Genomic DNA, 21,125 nt, shown 5'->3' on the forward strand with positions numbered 1-21,125 from the left:
TCCCGGCGCGCCCGACGCTTCTGATGCTCCCGACGCGTCGCCGTCCCGGCCCGCGTCCGACAGTATAACTATCGGTGCCCTGTACGCGCAGATATGGCGTTCCGTACCCGTCGGGGAGTCTACTACCTCGCGCTGGTCGTCCTGACGACGCTCGTCTTCACCGCCGTGTACAACGCCGGGATGGCCCACTGGGAGAACCGGCCACAGCCGCTGTATCGGTCGCTCGAAGTCGTCATCCAGACATTCACGACGACGGGCTACGGCGAGGACGCCCCCTGGCAGACGTTCCGGATGAACGCCTTAGCGATCGTGATGCAACTCACCGGCATCGGTCTCATCCTCACCGCAGTCGACGTGCTCGCCGTGCCGTGGCTCCGCGACGTGCTCACCCCCTCCGCGCCCGAGTCGATCGCGGATCTTCGAGACCACGTCGTCATCTGCGGCCACACGCCGCACACGGACACGTTCATCACGGAACTGGACGCCCGCGACCGCGAGTACGTCCTCGTGGAAGCCGACGCCGACACGGCGCGGGAGTTACACGAAGACGACTATCAGGTCATCCACGGCGACCCGGAGTCGACGCAGACGCTCGAAAACGCGCAGGTGCAGTCGGCGGTCGCCGTCGTCGCCGACGTCGCCGACGACACTAACGCGAGCATCGCGCTTGCGGCGCGCGACGCCGCTCCCGAAGTACGAATTATCACGCTCGTCCAGGACACGGATCTCGCGCAGTACCACCGCGTCGCCGGCGCCGAGAGCGTCCTCTCGCCGCGGCAGTTGCTCGGCGAGAGCCTGGCCGAGGAGGTGCCGACGACTGTCAGGACGAACCTCGACGCCGGCGTCGCTATCGACGAGGACTTCGAGGTAATCGAGGTGACGGTTGCAGCCGACAGCGACCTCGCGGACCAGACGTTCGCCGAAGCGCGACTGCGCGAACGCTTCGGCGTCAACGTCATCGGCGTCTGGTTCGACGGCCAGTTCGAGACGCCGATCGAGCCCGGGGACGTACTGGAGGACGGCACGCGATTGCTGGTGGCCGGAGAGTACTCGCAGGTGGAGGAACTTCGCGAGGCGACGACCTCGGCCGTCCGGCGGTTCTCCTCACAGGACATCGTCCTCGCCGGCTACGGAGACTCCGGGAAAGCAGCCTACGAGGCGCTGGCACGAACCAGCTCTCGGCTGACCGTCCTCGACGTCGAGGCCGCGAAGAACGTCGACGTGATCGGTGACGCGCGCGACCCGGACGTGTTGCGAGAAGCGGGCATCGAAGACGCGTCGGCGCTGGTCCTCACGGTCGCCGACGACACGACCGCGATTTTCACGACGCTCATCGCCCGCGAACTGAATCCCGACCTCCAGATCGTCGTCAGAGCCAACGAGGAAGAAGACGTGCAGAAACTGTACCGCGCGGGCGCAGACTACGTTCAATCGCTCGCCACCGTCAGCGGCCGGATGCTGGCGTCGACCGCGTTCGAGGACGAGGAGGTGCTCGCGTACGACAAACAGATCAGCGTCGTCCGGATGCCGGCAGCGAGCCTCGCCGGTGAGACGCTCGTCGAGGCGGACGTCAGGGCCGAAACCGGAAGTACAGTCGTCGCGATCATCAGAGACGAAGCGACGGTCACCGAGTTCGAGCCGGCCGAGTTCACCTTCCGGGCCGACGACGAGGCCGTCGTCGCCGGCACCGACGACGCCATCACGCGGTTCGAGCGGCAGTTCAGCGGCTGACGCTGTCGAGACAAACGTGAGAGCCGTGTCGCGATCGCCCGAGAGTCAGGCCGCGTCGCCCGCGAACTCCTCGTACTCCGCGGGCGTGTAGGTCTTCATCTCCAGTGCGTGGATCTCGGTCGTCATCGCGTCGCCGAGCGCGTCGTAGACCATCTGGTGCTGTTCGACGAGCGACTTCCCCTCGAACGCGGGCGAGACGACGACGGCGGCGAAGTGCGCGTCCTCGTGGTCCTCGTCGGGGACGCGCGGGAGCGTGACCTGTGCGTCCGCGTCTTCGATCCCCGCTTCGATCCGTCGTTCGACTTCGTCGGTGTCCATACCGAATTTCGTCGGCGAGTCGGGATAAAGTTCTCCGCTTCGACGATGTCGCCCGCTACCGGCGGCGGACGCTACATCTGATAGCGGCGTTCGTCGTCGCGCTGCGGGTACTGGTTCTGCCCGGTCATCTCCTCGAACGTCATTCCGGAGAGGTACTCGTCGTAGGTCACGTCGTAGCCCTGTCGGAGGTGGAAATCGAGCGTCCCGCGGTCGACGGTCGTCTGAAAGAGCAGATGCACCGCGCGCCGGAGCAGTTCGTCTGTCTCCTCGGTGCCGAACGCCGACGCGAGCATCGCGAGTTCGTGGCGCGTCTCCCGGTCCAGCGACACCGACTGCTCCTCGTCGAGGTCGCCGTAGGCCGACTCCACGTCCGCGGTGAGTTCGTCGAGACTCATACCCCAGGCTCTCGGGTGGCGCGGCCAAACGGCTTTCGTCTCGGTGCGCTCTCGACGGGGTCGCACGCGCCGATCAGAATTCACAAGCCCCGCCGGTCCCAGACTCCGACGATGACCGACGGCGAGGCGCTCCGGATCGACGAGGAAACCCTATCGAGCGTCCGCGAGGCGCTCGTGTCGTGGTACGAGGCCGACCACCGCGCGTTCCCCTGGCGGGAGACCGACGACCCCTACGAGATTCTCGTCTCGGAGGTGATGAGCCAGCAGACGCAACTCGACCGCGTCGTCGACGCCTGGGAGGATTTCCTCGACCGGTGGCCGACCGCGGCCGACCTCGCGGCCGCCGACCGCGCCGACGTCGTCGCATTCTGGAGCGACCACTCGCTCGGCTACAACAACCGCGCGAAGTACCTCCACGAGGCGGCACAGCAGGTCAGAGACGAGTACGAGGGAGCGTTCCCGCGGACGCCCGACGAACTCTCCGAACTGATGGGCGTCGGCCCGTACACGGCGAACGCGGTCGCGTCGTTCGCGTTCAACAACGGCGACGCCGTCGTCGACACGAACGTCAAGCGAGTGCTGTACCGCGCCTTCGACCTCCCCGACGACGACGCGGCGTTCGAACGCGGGGCCGAACGACTGATGCCCGGCGGCCGATCTCGCGTCTGGAACAACGCGATAATGGAACTCGGCGGCGTCGCCTGCGAGAAGGTTCCAAAGTGCGACGAAGCCGGGTGCCCGTGGCGCGAGTGGTGTCACGCCTACGAAACGGGCGATTTCACCGCCCCCGACGTGCCGACCCAGCCCGAGTTCGAGGGAAGCCGTCGACAGATGCGCGGGCGGGTCGTCTCGACGCTCAAGGAGTACGACGAACTCGCGCTGGACGAGTTGGGGCCGCGGGTGCGGGTCGACTACGCGCCGGACGGAGCGTACGGGAGAGAGTGGCTCCGGGGGCTTCTCGAGGACCTGGCAGAGGACGGGTTGGTGGGGATCGAACGTCGTGACGGCGACACCGTCGCGTCGCTCAAGCGGTGAATACGACGCGATTCAGCCGCCCGGCGATCCACACGCGACGATGGTTCCACTCCGAAGATCTGGCTCGTCTCCTTCTTCGAGAGGCCCAGTGTGTGCCTCAGTCCGCAGCGCGAATCGCTCAGTGAGGTAGTACCAAACGGCAAACTCGAAGAACCCAGACGGCAGCGGCGTGGCCGTCGCAGACGACGTCGACGTATCGTCGAATTGGACGCGTCCGTCGAGACCAACGGCGAGTCCGTTCTGTACGTCGGCGACGGCCCACTCGGGGGAATCGACGTCGACCCGCACACTCTCGAATTCGGGCAGTCTGGAGTTGTACCGATAAGCGCGCTCGTACCCGGTCGCGAACGATCGAACGGTCGGTGGGTCGGTGCTGCCCGGATGCGTCGGATACTCTCTCGCTCGGGGAGAATCAGGCATCGGACGGAGTCGGTCAGCCGGATCGCAGTTGCCCTCCGCCGGCGTCTGGATCGGAATCGTTGGTTCCGGCGTATCGGTAGCTGTCGAGGACGGAGGCGGGTCCGTCGTCGTCAACGGCGTTCGATCGGCGGTTTCGGGCGAGCGGTCGGTCCCGCACCCGGCGAGGGCGGTTAGGAGGGCGGCACCAGATTTCGCAAGGAGGACTCGTCGGTCCATACCCCTGCACGTATTCCGGTGCGGTGTAAGTGTCTTCGGTGCGTCAGCCCCCGTCGCGGCCGGCAGCGTACGATCGGGTGAGAGGCGGCGCGTAGACGGTACTCTGTTCCGCGGGTCAGTACTTCGGTTCCGCGCCGGTGACCGCATAGATGTCGTCCATCAGGCGGTCGCGCTCTGCCTGCCAGACGTCGAGCGCCTCCGGGCGACCCGGATACCGGCCGTAGTGCTGCATCAGGTCGTCTGCGAGGTTCTTCGTCTTGTAGAAGTGCAGGATCTGCCCCCAGTAGCCGTACGAATCCTTGACGGTCTTCGCGAGCAGCGTCGGGCCGAAAGAGGTCGTGCCGGAGTACAGCGCCTCGGCGAGCTTTTCGCCGGGGAGCGACGCGAGAAGGCCCATCAGGTCGTCGACGTCGACCGCGGTAGAGAGGATGTTGTAGACGTCGAGGCCGGCGTAGCGCGCGCCGAAGTGGTCCATCACGCGCTCGTTGTAGCGCCAGAGGTTCTCCTCGCCGACGTCGCCCTCCGAGATGGCTTTGACCGCCTGCTCGCCGGCGTAAGTGCCGGCGTAGGCCGCGCCGGCGATACCGCCGCCGGTCGTGGGGTTGACGTGGCCCGCCGAGTCGCCAGCGGCGAGGAAGCCGGGGGCGACCGCGGAGTCGTAGGGGCGGCGCGTCGGCAGCGCCGCGCCGAGTTTGTCCGTGACCGTCGCACCCTCGAACTCGGGGCGGTGCTGGAGGTCGCGGCGCAAGTCGTCGACGAGCTTCATCGGCTCTTCGTTCATCTGGAAGCCCAATCCGGCGTTGATCGTGGTCTCGGTGCGCGGGAAGTACCAGAGGTAGCCCGCGGCGCGCTCGGTGGGCTTGAAGACGAGCGCGTCGTCCCACTCGACGGGCTCGGGGACTTCGACGATCTCCCGATACGCAGAGCAGAACTGCGAGTACGAGACGTTCGTATCGAAGGTGGCGTTCGAGAAGTCGGTCTTGTCCTGCAGGAGCGACAGCGAGCCCGCACCGTCGACGACGACGTCGGCGTCGTAGGTGACGACGTCGCCCTTGTGCGTCCCGCGGATTCCGGTGACAGTCCCCTCGTCGTCCTGGGTGACGTCTTGAACCACCGTGTCGTAGTGGAAGTCGACGCCGGCGGACTCTGCACCCTCGATGAGCAGACGACCGTACTCCCAGCGGTCGATGACCGCGAGTTCACCGGGAACGGGGATATCGAGGACGGTGTCTTCCTGTGGGATCTCGAAGCGCCCGTGATCGACGCCCGTGTTCGTGAAGGCGCCCTCGATCTGGGACTTCGGTATCGCCTCCGGGAACGCGTCCGCGCCCTTCAGCGCGTCACCGCACGCGATGTGTCCGGCTTCCTCGGCTGTTTTCCGCTCGACGATGGCGACGTCGAGGCCCTCTCTGGCGACGGTGGCCGCTGCGTAGCAGCCAGCCGTCCCCGCACCGACGACCACGACGTCGTACTCGTAGGAGGTACTCATCGTTCCGTCTCTCGCGTGCGAGCGGAAAACTCTTTATCTGTGCGACGGCCCGAGTGGACCGGTCGGGAGGTCACTCCTCGCCGGATTCGTAGTACTCGCCGGCCGCCTCGGGCGTCCGCGTCCGGCCGACCAGCGCGAGGATGACGATCACGATTACGAACGGCGTGATCCGGATGAGCTGTCGGGGGACCCCGATGCCCTGCAACTGGAGCGCAGTCTGCATCGCGTCCAGGCCCGCAAACAGCATCGTCGAGAGGAACGCGCCGATCGGGTTGTAGTTGCCGAACAGGTACGCCACGATGGCGATGAACCCCTTGCCGTTGACCATCGTCGGGCCGTTGCCAGTGAACTGCCCGAGGTCCAGCGACAGCGCCGCACCACCCATCCCCGAGAGCACGCCGGAGAGAAGCACCGCGGCGTAGCGGACGTGTGCGACGTTCACCCCGGCGGTGTCGAGCGCCTTCGGGTTCTCGCCGCTGGCGCGGATCCACCGCCCGAACGACGTGCGCTCGAAGACGTACCACGAGAGTGCGACCGCCAGAAAGAGCAGGTACACCGACGGCGACGCCGAAAAGAGCGCTCCGAAGAACGGGATCTCTGAGAGGACCGGTACCGAAATGGCGCCGATCGTCGGAACGGTCGACGTGTTCGGCCCGCCGTAGATGACCTGCGAGGCGAACGGCGCGAGACCGAGCGCGATCAGCCACACCGCGAGGCCGGCGATGATCTGATCGGCTCGGAATCGGATCGTGACGACCGCAAAGAGCGCCGCGAGCAGCGTGCTCGCGATGATGCCGCCACCGAAGCCGAGCCAGACGCCGCCCGTGACGTCGGTCACGTAGACGGCGGTGAACGCCGAGATGATGAGCAGGCCTTCGAGTCCGATGTTGATCACGCCGGACTTCTCGGCGAAGATGCCGCCGAGCGCGGCAAAGGCGATCGGAACCGAGAGCCGCAGCGCCGACGCGAGCGTGTTGCGGCTGGTGATGACGTCCGAGAGCGTGCCGGCGAGCGAGTCCGGAAAGAGCGCGCCGGCCGCGAGTAGGACGGCCAGTCCGCCGACCGTGGCCCACGCCACGATCTTCCGCGGCGAGTGCGTATCGAGCAGGCCGTCCGATTCGTCGCGTCGGGGCTCCTCCGACGCGCTGCCCGTCGCCTCACTCATCTGATTCACCCCCGTCGTCGCCGGACGTGCCAGAACTCCCGGCGGCCGGCTCCGGGCGTCCGCCGTCGGTTGCTACCGCGCGAGATCCGGTGTCTGTGATGCGCTTGCCGACGAGCCGGAAGAACTCCGGCATCGCGACGAAGAGGATGATGAGCCCACGGAGCACGCCGACGAGCTGCGGCGGAACGTCGGTCGCGAACTGCACGACGGTCGTCCCGCTCTTGAGCACGCCGAAGAGGAGCGCGGCGATACCGACCCCGAGCGGGTTGTTGCCGGCGAGGATCGAGACCGTGATGCCGTCGAATCCGTAGGAGGGCACGCCCGTCTGGAACGTCCCGAGGATCATCATCACGTACATCGCACCGGCGACGCCGCCGAGCGCGCCCGAGAGCGTCAGACTCGCGACGACCGTCCGCGGGGCGTCGACGCCGCTGTACTCGGCGGCCTCGGGCTGAATGCCGCTGGTTCGGACGTCGTATCCGAACGCCGTGTGTTCGAGGAGGTAGTACAGCCCGGCGATCGCGAGCAGTCCGAAGAACAGCGCCACGAGCGAGAAGTCCTGGCGACCGCCGAAGAGCACCGTCGGGAACTGCGCGTACTCCGGCAACGGGACGGTCTGATTCGCCGCGCTCTCGGGGTCTTTGAACACACCGCTGACCAGATACAGCGTCACCCCGGTCGCGATGAAATTCAGCATAATCGTCGTGATGACTTCGTTGGCGTCGGCGTACGCCTTCAGGAACCCGGGGATGGCGCCGTAGAGGCCGCCGAAGACCGCGCCGACGAGGATTCCGAACGGGACCAACACGACGGTTCCGAGGACGCCCGAGACGAGCGTCGCACCCCAGAGGACGGCGACCGCCGTCGCCAGCGCGCCGACGACCATCTGGCCCTGCGTCCCGATGTTGAAGATGCCGGCGCGGAACGCGAGCGCGACCGACAGCCCAGCGAAGATCAGGAGCGTCGTCTCACGGAGCGTGACCGAGAACTGCCCGTCGGGCGACCAGCCGCCGCTGAGGGGATCACCCAGTGCACCGAGGAAGAGCCGATCGAAGACGAGGATCGGGTCGTAACAGAAGCCGGTGCCGAAGTAGTAGACCGCCTCGTTCGGCGTACACGCCGTCATCCGGCCGGCGACGAGCACCAGGACGGCACCGACGAAGATCGAGAGCAGGAGCGCCGCCGTGCTGATGAGGATCCGCTCGGTCGCCGAGGCGTTAGCCAGGCGGGCGAGCACGTCGCGGACGCGGTCACCGACGCTCACGGGCGGTCACCGCCCGTGGCGGCCTCGGCCGAACTGCTCTCTGTCGCGTCGGGCGATACGTCCGCGTCGTCTTCGTCCGGGTGCTCTCCGGCCATCAGTAGTCCAAGCTCCTCTTCTGTCGTCTCGTCGGGGTCGACCACGTCGATGAACTCGCCCTCGTAAATGACGCCGAGTCGGTCCGAGAGCCCCTGTACCTCCTCTAACTTCGAGGAGACGAGCAGGATAGCGACGCCCTGCTGGCGGAGTTCCAAGAGCCGCTCGTGAATGAACTCGATCGAGCCGACGTCGACGCCGCGAGTGGGGTGTGAGGCGACGACGAGTTCGGGGTCGCGCTCGAACTCGCGGCCGACGATGAACTTCTGTTGGTTCCCGCCCGACAGCGACTCCGATATTGCGTCGGCGTCCGGCGGTCGAACGTCGTACTCGTCGATGATCGCCTCGGCGTGGGCTCTGGTCGCCGGCCAGTCGATGCGGCCGTTCGGACCGAACTCGTTGCTATGCTGACTCCCCAACAGCGCGTTCTCGGTGAGGTCGAAGTCCATCACGAGGCCGCGTTCCTGTCTGTCTTCGGGGATGTATGCCATCCCTTCCTCGATTCGCTGTCGGCGGGAGTCGGTGGTGACGTCGTCGCCCAGAAATTCGATCCGGCCGTGTTGGGGGCGTCGAAGCCCCGTCAGCGCCTCGACGAGTTCGGACTGTCCGTTGCCGTCCACCCCGGCGATTCCGAACACTTCGCCCGCCCGAACGTCGAACGAGACGTCGTCGACGGCGCGAACGCCCCGGTCGTCGTCGACGACGACGTTCGAGACGGAGGCGACGACGTCGCCCGTCTCCGCGGGTGGGCGATCGACGTCGAGTAAGACCTCGCGACCGACCATCAACTCCGCGAGGTCCTCGCGAGTCGTCTCGTCGGCGTTGACGCTGCCGACGTTGCGACCGTCCCGGAGGACGGTGATGTCGTCGGCCGCGCGCATCGCTTCGCCCAGTTTGTGCGTGATGAAGATGATCGTCTTGCCCTGAGCGGTCAGTTCTTCGAGGACGCCGAACAGTTCCTCGACTTCCTGCGGCGTCAGGACGGCCGTCGGTTCGTCGAGAATGAGTACGTCGGCGCCTCGATACAGTGCTTTGAGGATCTCGACGCGCTGTTGCTCGCCGACCGAGATGTCCTCCACTCGGGCGTCGGGGTCGACGTCGAAGCCGTAGCGGTCCGAGAGTTCGACGACCGCCTCGCGGGCGGCCGCGCGGTCGACAGCGAGGCCGCCCCACTTCCGCGGCTCGTTGCCAAGGGTGATGTTCTCGGTGACCGTCATCGGATCCACGAGCATGAAGTGCTGGTGGATCATCCCGACGCCGGCGTCGATCGCGTCTCTCGGCGAGTCGAACGAGCGGACCTCCTCGTCGACGAGTACGCGGCCCGAGGTGGGTTCGTAGAGTCCGTAGAGGACGTTCATAAGCGTCGTCTTCCCGGCCCCGTTCTCTCCTAAGAGTGCGTGTACGGTCCCGCGCTCGACGGCGAGGTCCACGTCGTCGTTCGCCACGACCCCGGGGAACCGCTTCGTGATTCCGTCGAGGTGGACGGCTGTGGCCATAGATCTGTTTCTCCGTGGTTCGGTGATAAACGAATAGGTTTGGATGTGTAGTGGCTCGAACGTCGCTGTGTCGGCCTACTGCGGGGTCGAGGGGACCGAGATGTCGCCCGCGATGATGCTCTCACGTGCGCTGGCGACCTCGTCTGTGACGTCCTGCGGAAGCTCCGAGCCGAGCTGGTCGCCTTCGATCAGCGCGACGCCGTCCTGTTCGAGGCCGAGAGAGACGACGCTACCGCCCTGGAAGTTGTCGTTTACGACCGACTCGATCGCGTTGTACACGGCGGTGTCGACCCGCTTGACCATACTCCCGAGGATGACGTCGGCGTAAGAGGGCTTCGTGATCGACTGGTCGCGGTCGACGCCGATCGCGAACTTGCCCTGCTCTTGGGCGGCCTGGAAGACGCCCGTGCCGGTGTTCCCCGCCGCGTGATAGACGATGTCGGCACCGCTGTTGTACATCGCCGTCGCGGCCTCTTTGCCGCCGGCCACGTCGTTGAAGCCGCCGACGTAGTTCGTCAGGACGTCGACGTCGCCGCTGCCGGCGTTCACGCCCGCCTCGAATCCGGCCTGGAACTTCTTGATCAGGTCGGACTCGACGCCGCCGACGAAGCCGACGCTCGTCGAGTCGCCGGCGGTCGATCCCGCGCCGGCCGAGAAGTCTCGCGTGGTGAGGAGACTCGCCATCAGGCCCGCGAGGTACGAGCCCTCGTGTTCCTTGAACGTGTAGCTCGCGACGTTCGGCGCGTCGACGACGCTGTCGACCAGCATAAAGTTCTGGTCCGGATAGCTCTCGGACGTCTGCGAGAGCGCGTCAGCCTGCAGGAACCCGATCGCACAGATCAGGTCGTAGTTCGGGTCCGTCGACTGTGCGAACTGCTGCTGGAACGTCTTGAACTGGGCCACCTCGTCGGGCTGTGCCTCGTTGAACGAGATGCTGAGCTCCTCTTCGGCCTGAAGCGCGCCCTGCTGGGCCTGATCGTTGAACGACCCGTCGCCGAGGCCGCCAGTGGCGTAGACCATCCCGACGTTGGCCGCCACGTCGCTCTCGGTCGTCTCCGCAGCGGTCGTCTCGCCGCCCTCGCCGCCGCTGTCAGAACCGCCCGACTCGGTCGTCGGTTCGGCCGTGGATCCCCCAGAGGGACCGCCGCTACAGCCGGCTAGTCCAGCGATTCCCGCGACACCAGTGGCCTTGACAAACGTACGTCTATCCATATTATGGACTCCTATTGAACACTGGGCAGCGAGATGTGCATAAATTCGTCGTTTCCGCGTCTGCACACGTCTCTGTGTGGACGAAAAACTGGACACGCATCCGAACGTTCGCGGAGCCGAGGTATGCGTCGAGTAGCGAGGTGTGCGTCGGCCAGCAAGTGCGTGTCGAGCAGCCCGGAAGGCGCAGATCAGGCGTCCGCCCGGTCGACGGCAGCCGCGACGACGTCGGTCACCTCGCCGACGAGCGCGTTCACGTCGTCGGCTTCCGCGTACACACGGACGTACGGCTCCGTCCCCGAGGGTCGCACGAGCGTCCACGAGGCGTCGGGAAACTCCAGTCGGACGCCGTATTCGGTGTCGACACCGGCGTCGGGGAACGCCTCCGGAAGCGCCGTCTCGAGTCGCTCCATCACAGTCGATTTCAGGTCGTCGGGACAGTCGACGCTCACTTTCCGGTAGGGCCGTTCCGTCACGGGCTCTCGGAGGCCGTCGAGGCCTTCGCCCGCGACGAGACGCGTCAGGACGGCCGCGGAGGCGACGCCGTCGATCCAGCCGCCGTGTCGCGGGTGGATGTGCTTCCACGGCTCGGCGGCGAAGACCACGTCGCCCCCCTCGGCGCGGGCCGCAGCGATCCCCTCGTGGAGGGCTCCGAGTCGAACGCGCTCGACGCGCCCGCCGGCGTCGCGCACCCGCTCGTCGATCCGACCGGAGGCGTTCGGCGTCGTCACGACGACCGGATCGGCCGCGTCGCTGGCGCGGACGAAGTGTGCGGCCAGAATCGCCACGATCGTATCCTCGTGGACGACCTCCCCGTCGGCACCGACGATCACGATGCGGTCGGCGTCGCCGTCGTGCCCGATTCCGAAATCGAACGCACCCTCGCGGACGAACTCCCGGAGGTCGGCGAGGGACTCCGGCGTCGGCTTCGACTCTCGACCCGGGAAGTGACCGTCCACCTGTCCGTTCAGCGTGACGACGCGAGCGCCGAGTTCTCGGAGGACTTGCGGCGTTCCGAGGGCGGCCATCCCGTTCCCACAGTCTACCGCGACGTCGAGTTCGTCGGCGTCCGCACCGTAGTCGCGGGCGTACTCGACGATCGCCTGACGGTAGTCGTCGAGGACTGCGAGACCCTCGGACGCTCCCCACTCGTCCCACGCGGTGGGCGGGTGATCGCTCGCGACCCGCGCTTCGATCGTCTGTTCGAGCGTCTGATCGTACTCCTCGCCGTCGACGAACAGTTTGATCCCGTTGTCGGTCGGTGGGTTGTGCGACGCCGTCAGCATCACGCCGTGTCGTCCCTGTGAGGCATATGCGAGTGCCGGCGTCGGGAGGACCCCGACCCGCCTGACGTTCGCACCGGCCGATTCGAGTCCCGCCTCGACGGCCGCCGCGAGCGCCGGGCCGGTCGTCCGTCCGTCGCGGCCGACGACGACCGTCGGTGGGCCCGCGGATTCGACGGCGTCGGCGCCGACCGCCCGACCCACGTCGAGTGCGAGTTCAGGCGTCACCCGCTCTGTGGCCGATCCGCGAATCCCGGCGGTCCCGAAAAGTTCCATACGCTATCTGGCCCGCCGATCGCCTATAAACTCACGCTTGCGTTCCGAATCGCGACGGGCTCGGACCGCATTTACGGGGTCCGGAGGCGTCGCCCGCGGTCCGAAACGAACCCGCCCCCCCATATTTTATATATCGTACAATATTGGGAATATAGTGTGTGGATTCACGCTATTTTCCGCAATCAGTTTCAATTTGGGCACATACATTTAATAACCGTCTTCGAGATGCTTCAACGATGTCTGTACAAGAAGTTCAACTCCGGAGTACGCTTGCAGGGTACACAGCGGAAGGCAAACTCCACTCGTTGAGCGTCTGGTTCATCCTCGCGCTCAGACTGATGATGGGCTTGGCGTTCTTCCAGAGCGGCTTCGACAAGGTGCTCTCGGGGAGTTTCGGCGCGGCGGGCTACCTCCAGAACGCACCGCCGGCGAACGGCAGCCCCGTAGCAGGACTGTTCGTCTCGATGGGGCAGACGCCCTGGTTCGTCGACTTCGTGAACGTCGCCGTCCCGTGGGGCGAGGTGCTCATCGGGCTCGGGCTCCTCTTCGGCGTCCTGACCCGCCTCGCGGCGTTCTTCGGCGCGTTCCTGATGCTCCTGTTCTATCTCGGGAACTGGAGCGTCTCCCACGGGTACATCAACGGCGACTTCGCGTATATGCTCGTGTTCCTCTCGGTCGCGGCGTTCGGTGCCGGTCGAATTCTGGGCCTGGGTCAGTACATCGAACAGTACGATCTCGGCGGAGAGACGCTCGTCGAACGGTACCCCTGGGCGCGATATCTACTCGGGTAACACCGGATCCCGCCTAGAGCACGTCGTCACACGTACGATCGGCGACGAGGTATATTTATCACAATCGACCCTGTAATTTTAAACAGTGGTATGTATGCTCACACCAGACACCACGGAAGCGGAGCACCATAGTCGCCGGGAGCCAGAGCCCAGTGCGGACTGCATCACGCTTTCGACGTACCTCGAATTCCTCGCAGGTGGGGCTACGGTCGCGGTCGTCTTCCTGTTCGCGATGCCAATCCTGGTCGAGCTGGCGAACCCTCTCGGAGTGCTGTCGACCACCGCGCTCGTCTTCCTGTTCATCTTCGCGTGGTTCTCGGTGTGGGTGCTGATCCGGATCACACAGGAGCAGATGCCGTCGCATAGCTGAGACAGACCGCCGAGCGCGAGCGTGAGGAGCACGCCGAGGATGACGACCGTCGGGTCGGACTCGCACGCCAGCGAGACCCACTCGGGACAGCCGCTCAGCCGAGGGTTCCGGGGAGAGGCTCGCGTCTGTGTTTTCGAGGCGGGTCCGACAGGCCACCTGACGACAGCCTCTTTTTGTCCGCCGCCGCAATCGTCGAGCAGGATGAGCGACGAGCGAACCAGAGCGCACGTCTTCGTCAGCGGAACCGTCCAGGGCGTCTACTACCGCGCGTCGACACGCGATGCGGCCCGCGAGCGCGACGTCGACGGATGGGTCAAGAATCTCGACGATGGCCGCGTCGAGGCCGTCTTCGAGGGTCCCGAATCCGCAGTCGAAGAGATGATCGATTGGTGCCACACCGGCAGTTCGGCCGCTTCAGTCGACGACGTCGAGGTCGAGTACGAAGCACCCGCGGATGAGTCAGGCTTCCAGGTCCGCTGGTGAGAACGCGGCACGCAACGGGCAGGGGTGGCCGGAACCGCGGCTTCGACGACCGGGACCGCGGTAACGATAGGCATTAATGGGAGACCGAGAGGATACTCCGAACACGGCGGAGTGCGACCGTCGGTCTCCGACGCCGACCGTGCGTGCCACCCGCAATCACACAACTGACCCACGATGAAAACGATACTACTCTGCATCGATACGGACGTCGAACGGGCGAACGAACAGGTTTCAGCGATCACCGCGCTGCCGATGGATACCGAGCAGGTCCGGGTCGTGATCTATCACGTCTTCCGGACCGACGACGAGGGGGCGAACGCCGAAGACCTCAAATCGGTGCAAGCGGCCACCGAGAGTCTCGAAGCGGCCGGGTTCCCCGTGGAAGTGAGTCAATCCAGCGGCGACGCCGTCCAGCACATCATAGAGAAGGCAGAGGAAGTCGACGCCGCGATGCTCTGTCTCGCCGGACGAAAGCGGTCGCCTGCCGGCAAAGCGCTCTTCGGGAGCGTCACCCAGGACGTCAGCCTCAAATCCGACCGCCCGGTGATCCTCAGTACGGCTGAGTGACGCAGGCGCCAACGCCACTGGACGGTGTCCCGGGATACGGGATGGAATACGGGATGAATAAAGAATTGTTACGCATTGTAACACAATTTCCCCGTATTGTTCATAAATAATGTAGTCGTTGCTCACAGAAGATCGGAGTATTTTTTTATAGCATTATTTTTTGGCAACCTATGATAGGTGGCCAGAGCTGGGAAAACAGTGACCACATCTCGGGCGAGTCAGTTCAACCCGAACAGAAGTCTATAGACGACGTAACGATCGAATGGCGGACGCGACCGCTACTGAAATTCCTCATTTCGTTCATCACGGGCGGGTTCTTCTTCCTCTTCCCGGTCCAGTGGGAGGGACAGACGACGATCCCGCTCGACATCCTGATGTCGTTCATCACGGACGCATCGTTCCTTGCTGTCGAGGTCTTCGTGCTCTTGATCCTGTTCGCCGGTGGGATCCTGACGACGATCTCGATGCTGCATTACCAGGGCACGATCTCGCTGAACGACCGGACGCAACGTCTGCTCCAGATCGGCTACTGGAAGACGTCGAAGCCGTTCTGGGCGTTCCGCGTCATCGCGATCTTCCTCGGCGTACCGATGTTCTTCGGGTTCGGTCCCGAACTGATCCTCGCCGACGGGATCGCCGGGATCGTCTGGGACGTCCTGATGATCACGATCGTCCTCGTGATCCCGCTGGGCGGGATCTTCGTCAACCTGCTCGCTGAACTCGGCGGGCTCCAGTTCATCGGGACGCTCGCACAGCCGATTATGAAACCGCTGTTCAATCTGCCCGGACGCGCGGCGCTCGACAGCGCCGCCTCCTGGCTCGGATCGTTCAGCGTCGGCTACTACCTCACGCGGAACGTCTTCGATCGGGGCGGCTACGACAAGCGCGAGGTGTTCGTGATCTGTACTTGCTTCGCGACGGCGAACCTCGGGACGGTCGGCGCGGTCGCTGCCGTACTCGAACTCCTCCACATCTTCCCGCTGCTCGTCGCGCTCTATATGATCGCGACGCTCATCGTCGCGGCGATTCTCGTCCGTGTGCCGCCGCTCTCGAACGTCCCACAGGAGTACGTCGCCGAACCAAACCCCGAGCCGGCCTTCACCGGGACCGTCAGCGAGTACTTCCGCTTTGCCCTCAATCAGGCGATGCAGACGGCCGAAGACGGCGATCCGATCCACCGCGCCGCGATCGATGGCTTCGTCGACGGGACGAAGCTCACCGCGATGATTCTCGGAACGGTCCTGACGATCGCGACGACCGTGCTCCTGCTCGAAGCCCACACGTCGGTCTTCGAGTACCTCGCGGCCCCGCTCGTGCCCGTGATGTCGGCGCTCGCGATTCCGGATCCGCAGATGGCCGCGACGGCCATCATCGGCGGCGCGGCCGAGTACTTCATCGGCGCGACGCTCGCCGTGGGGACGGACATCGCTACGAAGGTGTTCGTCGTGATCATCACGAGCGCGCAAGCGATCTTCTTCGCCGCGTCGGCTCCGATGATGGTCGATATGTTCGACGACGTCCCGATGCGGTTCCGTGATCTCACCCTCATCCTGGTGCTCCGGACCGCGCTGTTGATCCCGATCGCCGCCGCCCTGACGCACGGTGTGGCGGCCCTCGGCCTCATCTAGAACCGCGAACGAGCGAATCGATACTCCCCGCGATCGCGCCGGCGAGGATTTCGGCCATCGCGGTGTCGGCCGACCAGATCGCTGTTTCCTCCGAAGAATCGTCCGCAGAGACGGCTGAGAGAAGAACGGCGCGTTCGTCGATTCGGAGGACGCGGCCGATGTGATTCATCCCCTCCGTTTGGACGGGCGTATCCACTTCGATCCCTTCGACCTCCGCGAACATCTCGCGGACAGTCGGGCTCTCACTGACGACCCGGACAGCGACGCCGGCGTCACGACGCTCCTCGACGATCCCGACGAAGTCCTCGGGGACGAACTCGGGGGCAGGGGCGCCGAACAACAGGGTCTCGGTGGCCTGCCGGGCCAGTTCGACGACCCGCCGGTTCACCGGCTCTCGGCCGCGGACCGTCCAGACGTCGTCGCGCGTCTCCTCTTCGGTTCGGGCCGCCCGTTGGGCTTCTAAAAAGGCGAAAGCGCGATCGGCTTCCCGTTTCAACGACTCGGCGAGTTGCCGCCGCGCCGTGTCGAGGCTCACCGGACGGTAGCGTTTCGGCGTGGACTGCTGGAGTTCCACGAGGCCGAGATCCGCGAGTTCCTCGGCCGCACCGTACACCTGCGAGCGCGGGACGTCCGTCTCCTCGTGAATCTGCTTGGCCGTGCCGACGCCGAGTCGCTGCAGCGCGATGAACACCCGCGCGGCGTAGTTCGACAGGCCGAGGCGTTCGAGCGACGAAACCGCCTCGTGCTCGGAGAGATTCTGGGTCGTATCGGAGCCGGGGCCAGCGTTCATAACGGGCCTCCGTCGATGCCGTTAGATTCGTCGAGCGATGGCTCGGCGACGGTTTCCTCGGGCGTTTCGCCCGTTGGATGCCCCATCGGCACGTCGGGGTCGTCGTTGACGATCCGATCCCACACGACGAGCGCCGAGGGGAGCACGAGCAGGGACGTGAGGAACGAGTATATGATCGAAATCGCCGTCAACACGCCGAACTGTCCGAGCACCGAGAGGACTGCGAGGACGAGGACGCCGATTCCGAAGGCCGTGGTCGCCATACTACTCAGGAGTGCGCCACCGGTCCCGATGACGGTCCGTCTGAGAGCCGGGATGAGCGCCCGCTCACGACGCTCGTCGATGAACCGGTGGACGACGTGCACCGAGTAGTCGATCCCCAGCCCGATCGTGAGCGAGAGGATCGTCGCCGTGAACGCGTTGAACGAGATGCCGAGCGCTCGCATCGTCCCGGCGACGGCCGCGACGGAGACGACGATCGGGGCCAGGTTCGCGACGCCGAGCGATGGGAGCCCTTCGAGCACCCAGTAGATGACCACGAGGAAGACGACCGTGGCCCCGAGTGCGAGTCCGAGGCTCGTCACCGCGGACTCGAAGATGAGATCGGAGACCTCCTGGAAGACGATGGTGTTGCCAGTCGCCGTCGCGTCCCCGCGGAACCGCTCTGCGACCTCTCTCGCGGCCACGGTCGCTTCGTCGTCGGACACGTCAGCGGAGACCGAGTAGACGATCCGCGCGCTCCGGCGGTCCTCAGAGAGGTACTCGGACGCGCGGTCGCCGACCGGTGAGGTCGCCAGTTCCCGGTAGATCGTCGGGAGGTTGTCGTCCGGGACGCCGTTGTCGTTGCGGTCGTTCCGCTCGACCAGCGCGGCGAACTCGGGGTCCTGCTCCGCGTAGTCCTGGATGATGGTGACGATGCTCGTGGCCTCGGCGCGCCGGTCGTCCGCGCTGACGAACTCGTCGGGCGGATCTTGTCCGGCGCGATAGATCCGTTCGAGCGCGGCGTCGTTCTCCATCCGCGTCTCGACGTATATGGTCACTGACCCCCCCTGCGTCCTCGTGAATTTGTCTTCGAGGAAGTTCAGCGTCCCGACGACGCCGTAGTCGCTGGGTGCGAACGGTTCCGGGAGCGACTTCAACAGCGGTGAGACCTCCTCCGGCGGGAGGAAGTCCTCCTGGGTGAACGAGGTGTCGACGCCGGTGGCGTAGGCGCCGGCGCCAGCACTGAAGACCAGCGCGAACACGAGGACGACGATCGGCACGTACCGCGCGAGCGTGACGCCGACCGAGAGGGCCTCGCCGAGCGCCGACCCCTCCTCACCGATCGGGCTCTGGCTGAACGTCGGGATGGGCCAGTCGTAACGGCGGCGGTCGAGCCACACCTTCGCGGCGGGCAGGAAGATGCCGAAGATCAGGAACGTGAAGATGATGCCGACGCCGGCGACGATCCCGAAGTCGCGGATCGGCGGCAGGTCCGAGGCGAGATTCGAGAGGAAGCCGATGACGGTGGTGCCGGTGACGATGAAGAAGGCGACGAGCAACTGATCGGTCGCGACGGTCATCGCCTCCTCGACGTCGAGGCCGGTCGCTCTGTCCTCCCGATAGCGATTGATCGCGTGGATTCCGAAGTCGATCCCGACCGCCAAGAGCAGCGGCGGGACCGAGATCATAATCTGGTTGAACGGGATGCCTGCAAGTCCGAGGAAGCCGAACGTCCAGATTACGGCCATCCCGAGCGAAATGACGCCCAACAGCAGATCTAGCAAGTCGCGGTAGGCGACGACGAGGAAGCCGACGATGAGGAGGACGGCCGCGGGCGTGACGATGAGCAGTGAATCGGTAACGACAGTCCCGAACTCGTCGGCGATGATCCCGCTCCCGAAGACGGTGATGTCGGCGTCCAGTTCGGCGTCGACGATCCGCTGGGCCTGATTTTGGATCGACGTCATCGGGCTGTCACCCGACTGTCCGGCCCCGCCGCCGCCGACGTCCTGCGGCAGATCGTGCGTGACGACGCCGATCGTCGACGACGCCGACGCCGCCTTCCGGTTGAAATCGTTGCTCAGTGTGCCCGTGAAGCCGGGATTGTCCGCGTTCTCACGCACGGCCCGGCGGACGTCGGTCTGGGTCGCTCGTTCCAACGCGATGATCTGCTCTTCGAGCGTCGTCGCCGACGGGTCGATCGTCTGGGCGACGACAGACGCCGCCGAAGAGGTCTCGGAGACGTACATATCGTTTCGATCTTCGAGCGCCTCCTGTGCCCTGAGCATCGTGAGCAACGACCGCTTCGAGAGGACGTTGGCGTCCTTCTGAACGAGCTGTGTGCTACCGGGACTCGGCGAGAACACCGGCAGGAACTCGTTTTCGATCCGTTCGAGCGCATTCGCTGCCGGGATGTCTTCGGCGAACTGCTGGGTCCCCGCCTCGGTCGAAACGCCACCCAGGCCGACCGCGAAGACCGCCGTGACGAGCAGGAACGTCAGAATCACCCGCGTCGAGTAGTTGACGATCTTGTCGTCGGCCCAGTCGACGAACCGCTGGTAGTCGAGCCGCATCGGTCAGCCCTGCCGGCGGTAGTAGAGGTATCCGCCGGCGACGACGACGAGCGCCACCACGACGAGGATCGGGACGATCGGAAGCCCGCCGCCGGAGCTAGCGGTCACGTCGACGGGGATCTGGTACGTGTCGGAGATGATCGTGTCACCGTCCTCGTCGTCGTACTGGAAGTCCATCTTCACCGGGTAGGTCTTCGCCGTCGCGCCGCCGCCGGCGCTGAGTTGGAAGACGACCGTCTCCGACTCGCCGGGTTCGAGGCGGTCGACGAACGCCTCGTCGTCCGACGACGACAGCGGCGAGTCCATGTAGATCTTCGCGGAGACGTCCGAGACCGCGTAGTCGCGGGTGTTCGTCACAGTCACCTCGAACTCACCGTCGGAGCCCGCGCTGAGCGTCCCGTTGACCGGTTCGACGTCGAACTCGGGCGTCTTGGGACCGACTTCGACGCGCGTGGGAATGTCGTCGGACTGTCGCGAGGAGCCGTCCTGATCGCGGTAGTCGACGGCGAGATCGAACTGTCGCGGGCCTGCGGACCCACTGCTCGTCACTTCGACGTCGAACTCGAACGGCGCGGACTCACCCGGTTCGAGCGACCCGACGGCGACCGACGTTTCGATCGGCGTGACTGTCGGACCCGGATCGGGGAACGTAACGACCGCGTTGTTTGCGGCCTTCGGACCCGTGTTGGTGACCGTCCCGGAGAGCGTTCCGGTCTCACCGACGCGGAGCGAACTGCTCACGTCGTCCACCGAGAACGTCATCTCGGGGAGCGCCCGCAACGGCACAGTCAGGGAGGGCGTCGATCCGGTCGTGCCGCTGGGCTTCTCGAAGTCGATCTGCGCGCCGAGCGAGTAGTTGCCGACAGTCGCGCTGTCACCGAGCGTCGTCTCGAACTCGAAAGTCCGGTTCGCGCCGCGTTCCCAGGTATCGACAAAGCGCGTGCTCGATTGGCTGGACCCGAGTTGCACGTCCGGGGCTGACGACGAGAGCGTGAGCGTCGAGTCGTACGCCGCGGAGTCGCCGACGTTCTGGACCGTCACTTCGAGGGTCCCCTGTCCGCTCACGGTCGCCGTCGAACTGGTGTCGACGACGTCGAATCGGGGGCCGGACTCGACGCGAACGGGGAGGTAGATGGTGGTCTTCCGTTCGACGTCGTTGCCCGCGCCGCTGTCGTACTCATACGAGAGTCGGAGGGGGATCCGGTAGGTGCCGCTCTCGATGTCTGAAGGGACGTTCAGTTTCAGCGAGAGACCGGCGGGCGTGCCGTCGGGCAGTTGTTCGACGTAGAGGTGTCTGGTCTCGACGTCGATCCGGCCGACGTCACGCGGACGAATGTGGACGTTGTGCGCCGAGCGAGTTTCGTCTTCGGCACCCTCGCCGTCGTTCACCAACTGGAAGGAGAGTTCGTTCACGCCGCCGGGTTGGAGCGAGGGATCGGGCGTGATTGTCTGGATGTTCGGATTGGAGGTGAGCGCAGCGGCAGGAACCGTACTTACGAGGAGCGATGCGACGATCAGGACTGCCAGTGCCTTGCGTGTCATAGGTGGGGA

The 21,125-nt window shown here is 65.5% G+C and carries 19 protein-coding genes; 7 read left to right on the top strand and 12 right to left on the bottom strand.

What is annotated here, in order from left to right:
- Nucleotides 1–93: 93 nt before the first annotated feature.
- A complete protein-coding gene (locus tag D3D02_RS12395; protein WP_121570304.1) occupies nt 94–1,731 on the top strand; it encodes a TrkA family potassium uptake protein in 1,638 nt (545 codons plus the stop codon).
- A 45-nt stretch (nt 1,732–1,776) separates the two neighbouring features.
- On the opposite strand, the gene D3D02_RS12400 is transcribed toward D3D02_RS12395, so the two are convergent.
- A complete protein-coding gene (locus D3D02_RS12400; protein ID WP_121570305.1) occupies nt 1,777–2,049 on the bottom strand; it encodes a BolA family protein in 273 nt (90 codons plus the stop codon).
- A 71-nt stretch (nt 2,050–2,120) separates the two neighbouring features.
- Nucleotides 2,121–2,444, bottom strand: a complete 324-nt coding sequence (locus D3D02_RS12405; RefSeq protein WP_121570306.1) for a hypothetical protein — start codon at nt 2,442–2,444, stop codon at nt 2,121–2,123.
- A 111-nt stretch (nt 2,445–2,555) separates the two neighbouring features.
- Between D3D02_RS12405 and D3D02_RS12410 the strand changes: the two genes are divergently transcribed.
- Nucleotides 2,556–3,479 carry an A/G-specific adenine glycosylase gene (locus D3D02_RS12410; protein ID WP_121570307.1) on the top strand — a complete coding sequence of 308 codons (924 nt, stop codon included), beginning with the start codon at nt 2,556–2,558 and terminating at the stop codon, nt 3,477–3,479.
- A 12-nt stretch (nt 3,480–3,491) separates the two neighbouring features.
- Here the strand turns inward: D3D02_RS12410 and D3D02_RS12415 are convergent, their stop codons facing one another.
- The 7 genes from D3D02_RS12415 to D3D02_RS12445 all read right to left on the bottom strand — a co-directional run bounded on the left by D3D02_RS12415 (nt 3,492) and on the right by D3D02_RS12445 (nt 12,390).
- A complete protein-coding gene (locus D3D02_RS12415) occupies nt 3,492–4,115 on the bottom strand; it encodes a hypothetical protein (RefSeq protein WP_121570308.1) in 624 nt (207 codons plus the stop codon).
- A gap of 115 nt (nt 4,116–4,230) precedes the next feature.
- Nucleotides 4,231–5,604, bottom strand: coding sequence for a geranylgeranyl reductase family protein (locus tag D3D02_RS12420; RefSeq protein ID WP_121570309.1), 1,374 nt, complete (start codon nt 5,602–5,604; stop codon nt 4,231–4,233).
- Nucleotides 5,605–5,674: 70 nt separating this feature from the next.
- Complete coding sequence (locus D3D02_RS12425; protein ID WP_121570310.1) at nt 5,675–6,769, bottom strand: ABC transporter permease; 1,095 nt, start codon at nt 6,767–6,769, stop codon at nt 5,675–5,677.
- Nucleotides 6,762–8,033, bottom strand: coding sequence for an ABC transporter permease (locus tag D3D02_RS12430; RefSeq protein WP_121570311.1), 1,272 nt, complete (start codon nt 8,031–8,033; stop codon nt 6,762–6,764). Before D3D02_RS12430 ends, D3D02_RS12425 begins: the two co-directional genes overlap by 8 nt.
- On the bottom strand, nt 8,030–9,622 hold the full coding sequence (locus D3D02_RS12435) for an ABC transporter ATP-binding protein (protein WP_121570312.1): 1,593 nt from the start codon (nt 9,620–9,622) through the stop codon (nt 8,030–8,032). Before D3D02_RS12435 ends, D3D02_RS12430 begins: the two co-directional genes overlap by 4 nt.
- 75 nt (nt 9,623–9,697) lie before the next feature.
- Nucleotides 9,698–10,834 carry a BMP family protein gene (locus D3D02_RS12440; protein ID WP_121570313.1) on the bottom strand — a complete coding sequence of 379 codons (1,137 nt, stop codon included), beginning with the start codon at nt 10,832–10,834 and terminating at the stop codon, nt 9,698–9,700.
- A gap of 188 nt (nt 10,835–11,022) precedes the next feature.
- Entirely contained in the window at nt 11,023–12,390 is a 1,368-nt protein-coding gene (locus tag D3D02_RS12445) for a phosphopentomutase/phosphoglucosamine mutase (RefSeq protein WP_121570314.1), read from the bottom strand.
- 236 nt (nt 12,391–12,626) lie between these two features.
- Between D3D02_RS12445 and D3D02_RS12450 the strand changes: the two genes are divergently transcribed.
- The 5 genes from D3D02_RS12450 (at nt 12,627) to D3D02_RS12470 (ending at nt 16,229) form a co-directional block, all read left to right on the top strand.
- The gene (locus D3D02_RS12450; protein ID WP_121570315.1) at nt 12,627–13,181 is read left to right on the top strand and encodes a DoxX family protein; all 555 of its coding nucleotides are present in this window, start codon (nt 12,627–12,629) and stop codon (nt 13,179–13,181) included.
- 94 nt (nt 13,182–13,275) lie between these two features.
- Nucleotides 13,276–13,551 carry a hypothetical protein gene (locus D3D02_RS12455; RefSeq protein WP_121570316.1) on the top strand — a complete coding sequence of 92 codons (276 nt, stop codon included), beginning with the start codon at nt 13,276–13,278 and terminating at the stop codon, nt 13,549–13,551.
- Nucleotides 13,552–13,752: 201 nt separating this feature from the next.
- The gene (locus D3D02_RS12460; protein WP_121570317.1) at nt 13,753–14,034 is read left to right on the top strand and encodes an acylphosphatase; all 282 of its coding nucleotides are present in this window, start codon (nt 13,753–13,755) and stop codon (nt 14,032–14,034) included.
- Between the two features lie 174 nt (nt 14,035–14,208).
- On the top strand, nt 14,209–14,601 hold the full coding sequence (locus D3D02_RS12465) for a universal stress protein (RefSeq protein ID WP_121570318.1): 393 nt from the start codon (nt 14,209–14,211) through the stop codon (nt 14,599–14,601).
- A 170-nt stretch (nt 14,602–14,771) separates the two neighbouring features.
- On the top strand, nt 14,772–16,229 hold the full coding sequence (locus D3D02_RS12470) for a YjiH family protein (RefSeq protein WP_121570319.1): 1,458 nt from the start codon (nt 14,772–14,774) through the stop codon (nt 16,227–16,229).
- On the opposite strand, the gene D3D02_RS12475 is transcribed toward D3D02_RS12470, so the two are convergent.
- Genes D3D02_RS12475 through D3D02_RS12485 form a run of 3 tightly spaced genes read right to left on the bottom strand, consistent with a single transcriptional unit; the run spans nt 16,222 to nt 21,116 of the window.
- Nucleotides 16,222–17,019 carry a TrmB family transcriptional regulator gene (locus D3D02_RS12475; protein ID WP_121570320.1) on the bottom strand — a complete coding sequence of 266 codons (798 nt, stop codon included), beginning with the start codon at nt 17,017–17,019 and terminating at the stop codon, nt 16,222–16,224. The genes D3D02_RS12470 and D3D02_RS12475 overlap by 8 nt on opposite strands.
- Nucleotides 17,016–19,574 (bottom strand): RND family transporter, encoded by a 2,559-nt coding sequence (locus tag D3D02_RS12480; RefSeq protein WP_121570321.1) that lies wholly within the window; start codon nt 19,572–19,574, stop codon nt 17,016–17,018. The genes D3D02_RS12475 and D3D02_RS12480 overlap by 4 nt, the downstream gene beginning before the upstream one ends.
- 3 nt (nt 19,575–19,577) lie before the next feature.
- Nucleotides 19,578–21,116 (bottom strand): COG1361 S-layer family protein, encoded by a 1,539-nt coding sequence (locus D3D02_RS12485; protein ID WP_121570322.1) that lies wholly within the window; start codon nt 21,114–21,116, stop codon nt 19,578–19,580.
- Nucleotides 21,117–21,125 lie beyond the last annotated feature (9 nt).

This window comes from Halobellus sp. Atlit-38R (assembly GCF_003665925.1).
Lineage (GTDB): Archaea > Halobacteriota > Halobacteria > Halobacteriales > Haloferacaceae > Haloquadratum > Haloquadratum inordinatus.

Coding starts and splice junctions, on each gene's coding strand:
- D3D02_RS12475 (WP_121570320.1), bottom strand. CDS start 17,019: ATGAACGCTGGCCCCGGCTCCGATACGACCCAGAATCTCTCCGAGCAC.
- D3D02_RS12465 (WP_121570318.1), top strand. CDS start 14,209: ATGAAAACGATACTACTCTGCATCGATACGGACGTCGAACGGGCGAAC.
- D3D02_RS12440 (WP_121570313.1), bottom strand. CDS start 10,834: ATGGATAGACGTACGTTTGTCAAGGCCACTGGTGTCGCGGGAATCGCT.
- D3D02_RS12455 (WP_121570316.1), top strand. CDS start 13,276: ATGCTCACACCAGACACCACGGAAGCGGAGCACCATAGTCGCCGGGAG.
- D3D02_RS12405 (WP_121570306.1), bottom strand. CDS start 2,444: ATGAGTCTCGACGAACTCACCGCGGACGTGGAGTCGGCCTACGGCGAC.
- D3D02_RS12460 (WP_121570317.1), top strand. CDS start 13,753: ATGAGCGACGAGCGAACCAGAGCGCACGTCTTCGTCAGCGGAACCGTC.
- D3D02_RS12410 (WP_121570307.1), top strand. CDS start 2,556: ATGACCGACGGCGAGGCGCTCCGGATCGACGAGGAAACCCTATCGAGC.
- D3D02_RS12485 (WP_121570322.1), bottom strand. CDS start 21,116: ATGACACGCAAGGCACTGGCAGTCCTGATCGTCGCATCGCTCCTCGTA.
- D3D02_RS12425 (WP_121570310.1), bottom strand. CDS start 6,769: ATGAGTGAGGCGACGGGCAGCGCGTCGGAGGAGCCCCGACGCGACGAA.
- D3D02_RS12480 (WP_121570321.1), bottom strand. CDS start 19,574: ATGCGGCTCGACTACCAGCGGTTCGTCGACTGGGCCGACGACAAGATC.
- D3D02_RS12470 (WP_121570319.1), top strand. CDS start 14,772: ATGATAGGTGGCCAGAGCTGGGAAAACAGTGACCACATCTCGGGCGAG.
- D3D02_RS12420 (WP_121570309.1), bottom strand. CDS start 5,604: ATGAGTACCTCCTACGAGTACGACGTCGTGGTCGTCGGTGCGGGGACG.
- D3D02_RS12400 (WP_121570305.1), bottom strand. CDS start 2,049: ATGGACACCGACGAAGTCGAACGACGGATCGAAGCGGGGATCGAAGAC.
- D3D02_RS12445 (WP_121570314.1), bottom strand. CDS start 12,390: ATGGAACTTTTCGGGACCGCCGGGATTCGCGGATCGGCCACAGAGCGG.
- D3D02_RS12415 (WP_121570308.1), bottom strand. CDS start 4,115: ATGGACCGACGAGTCCTCCTTGCGAAATCTGGTGCCGCCCTCCTAACC.
- D3D02_RS12450 (WP_121570315.1), top strand. CDS start 12,627: ATGTCTGTACAAGAAGTTCAACTCCGGAGTACGCTTGCAGGGTACACA.
- D3D02_RS12435 (WP_121570312.1), bottom strand. CDS start 9,622: ATGGCCACAGCCGTCCACCTCGACGGAATCACGAAGCGGTTCCCCGGG.
- D3D02_RS12395 (WP_121570304.1), top strand. CDS start 94: ATGGCGTTCCGTACCCGTCGGGGAGTCTACTACCTCGCGCTGGTCGTC.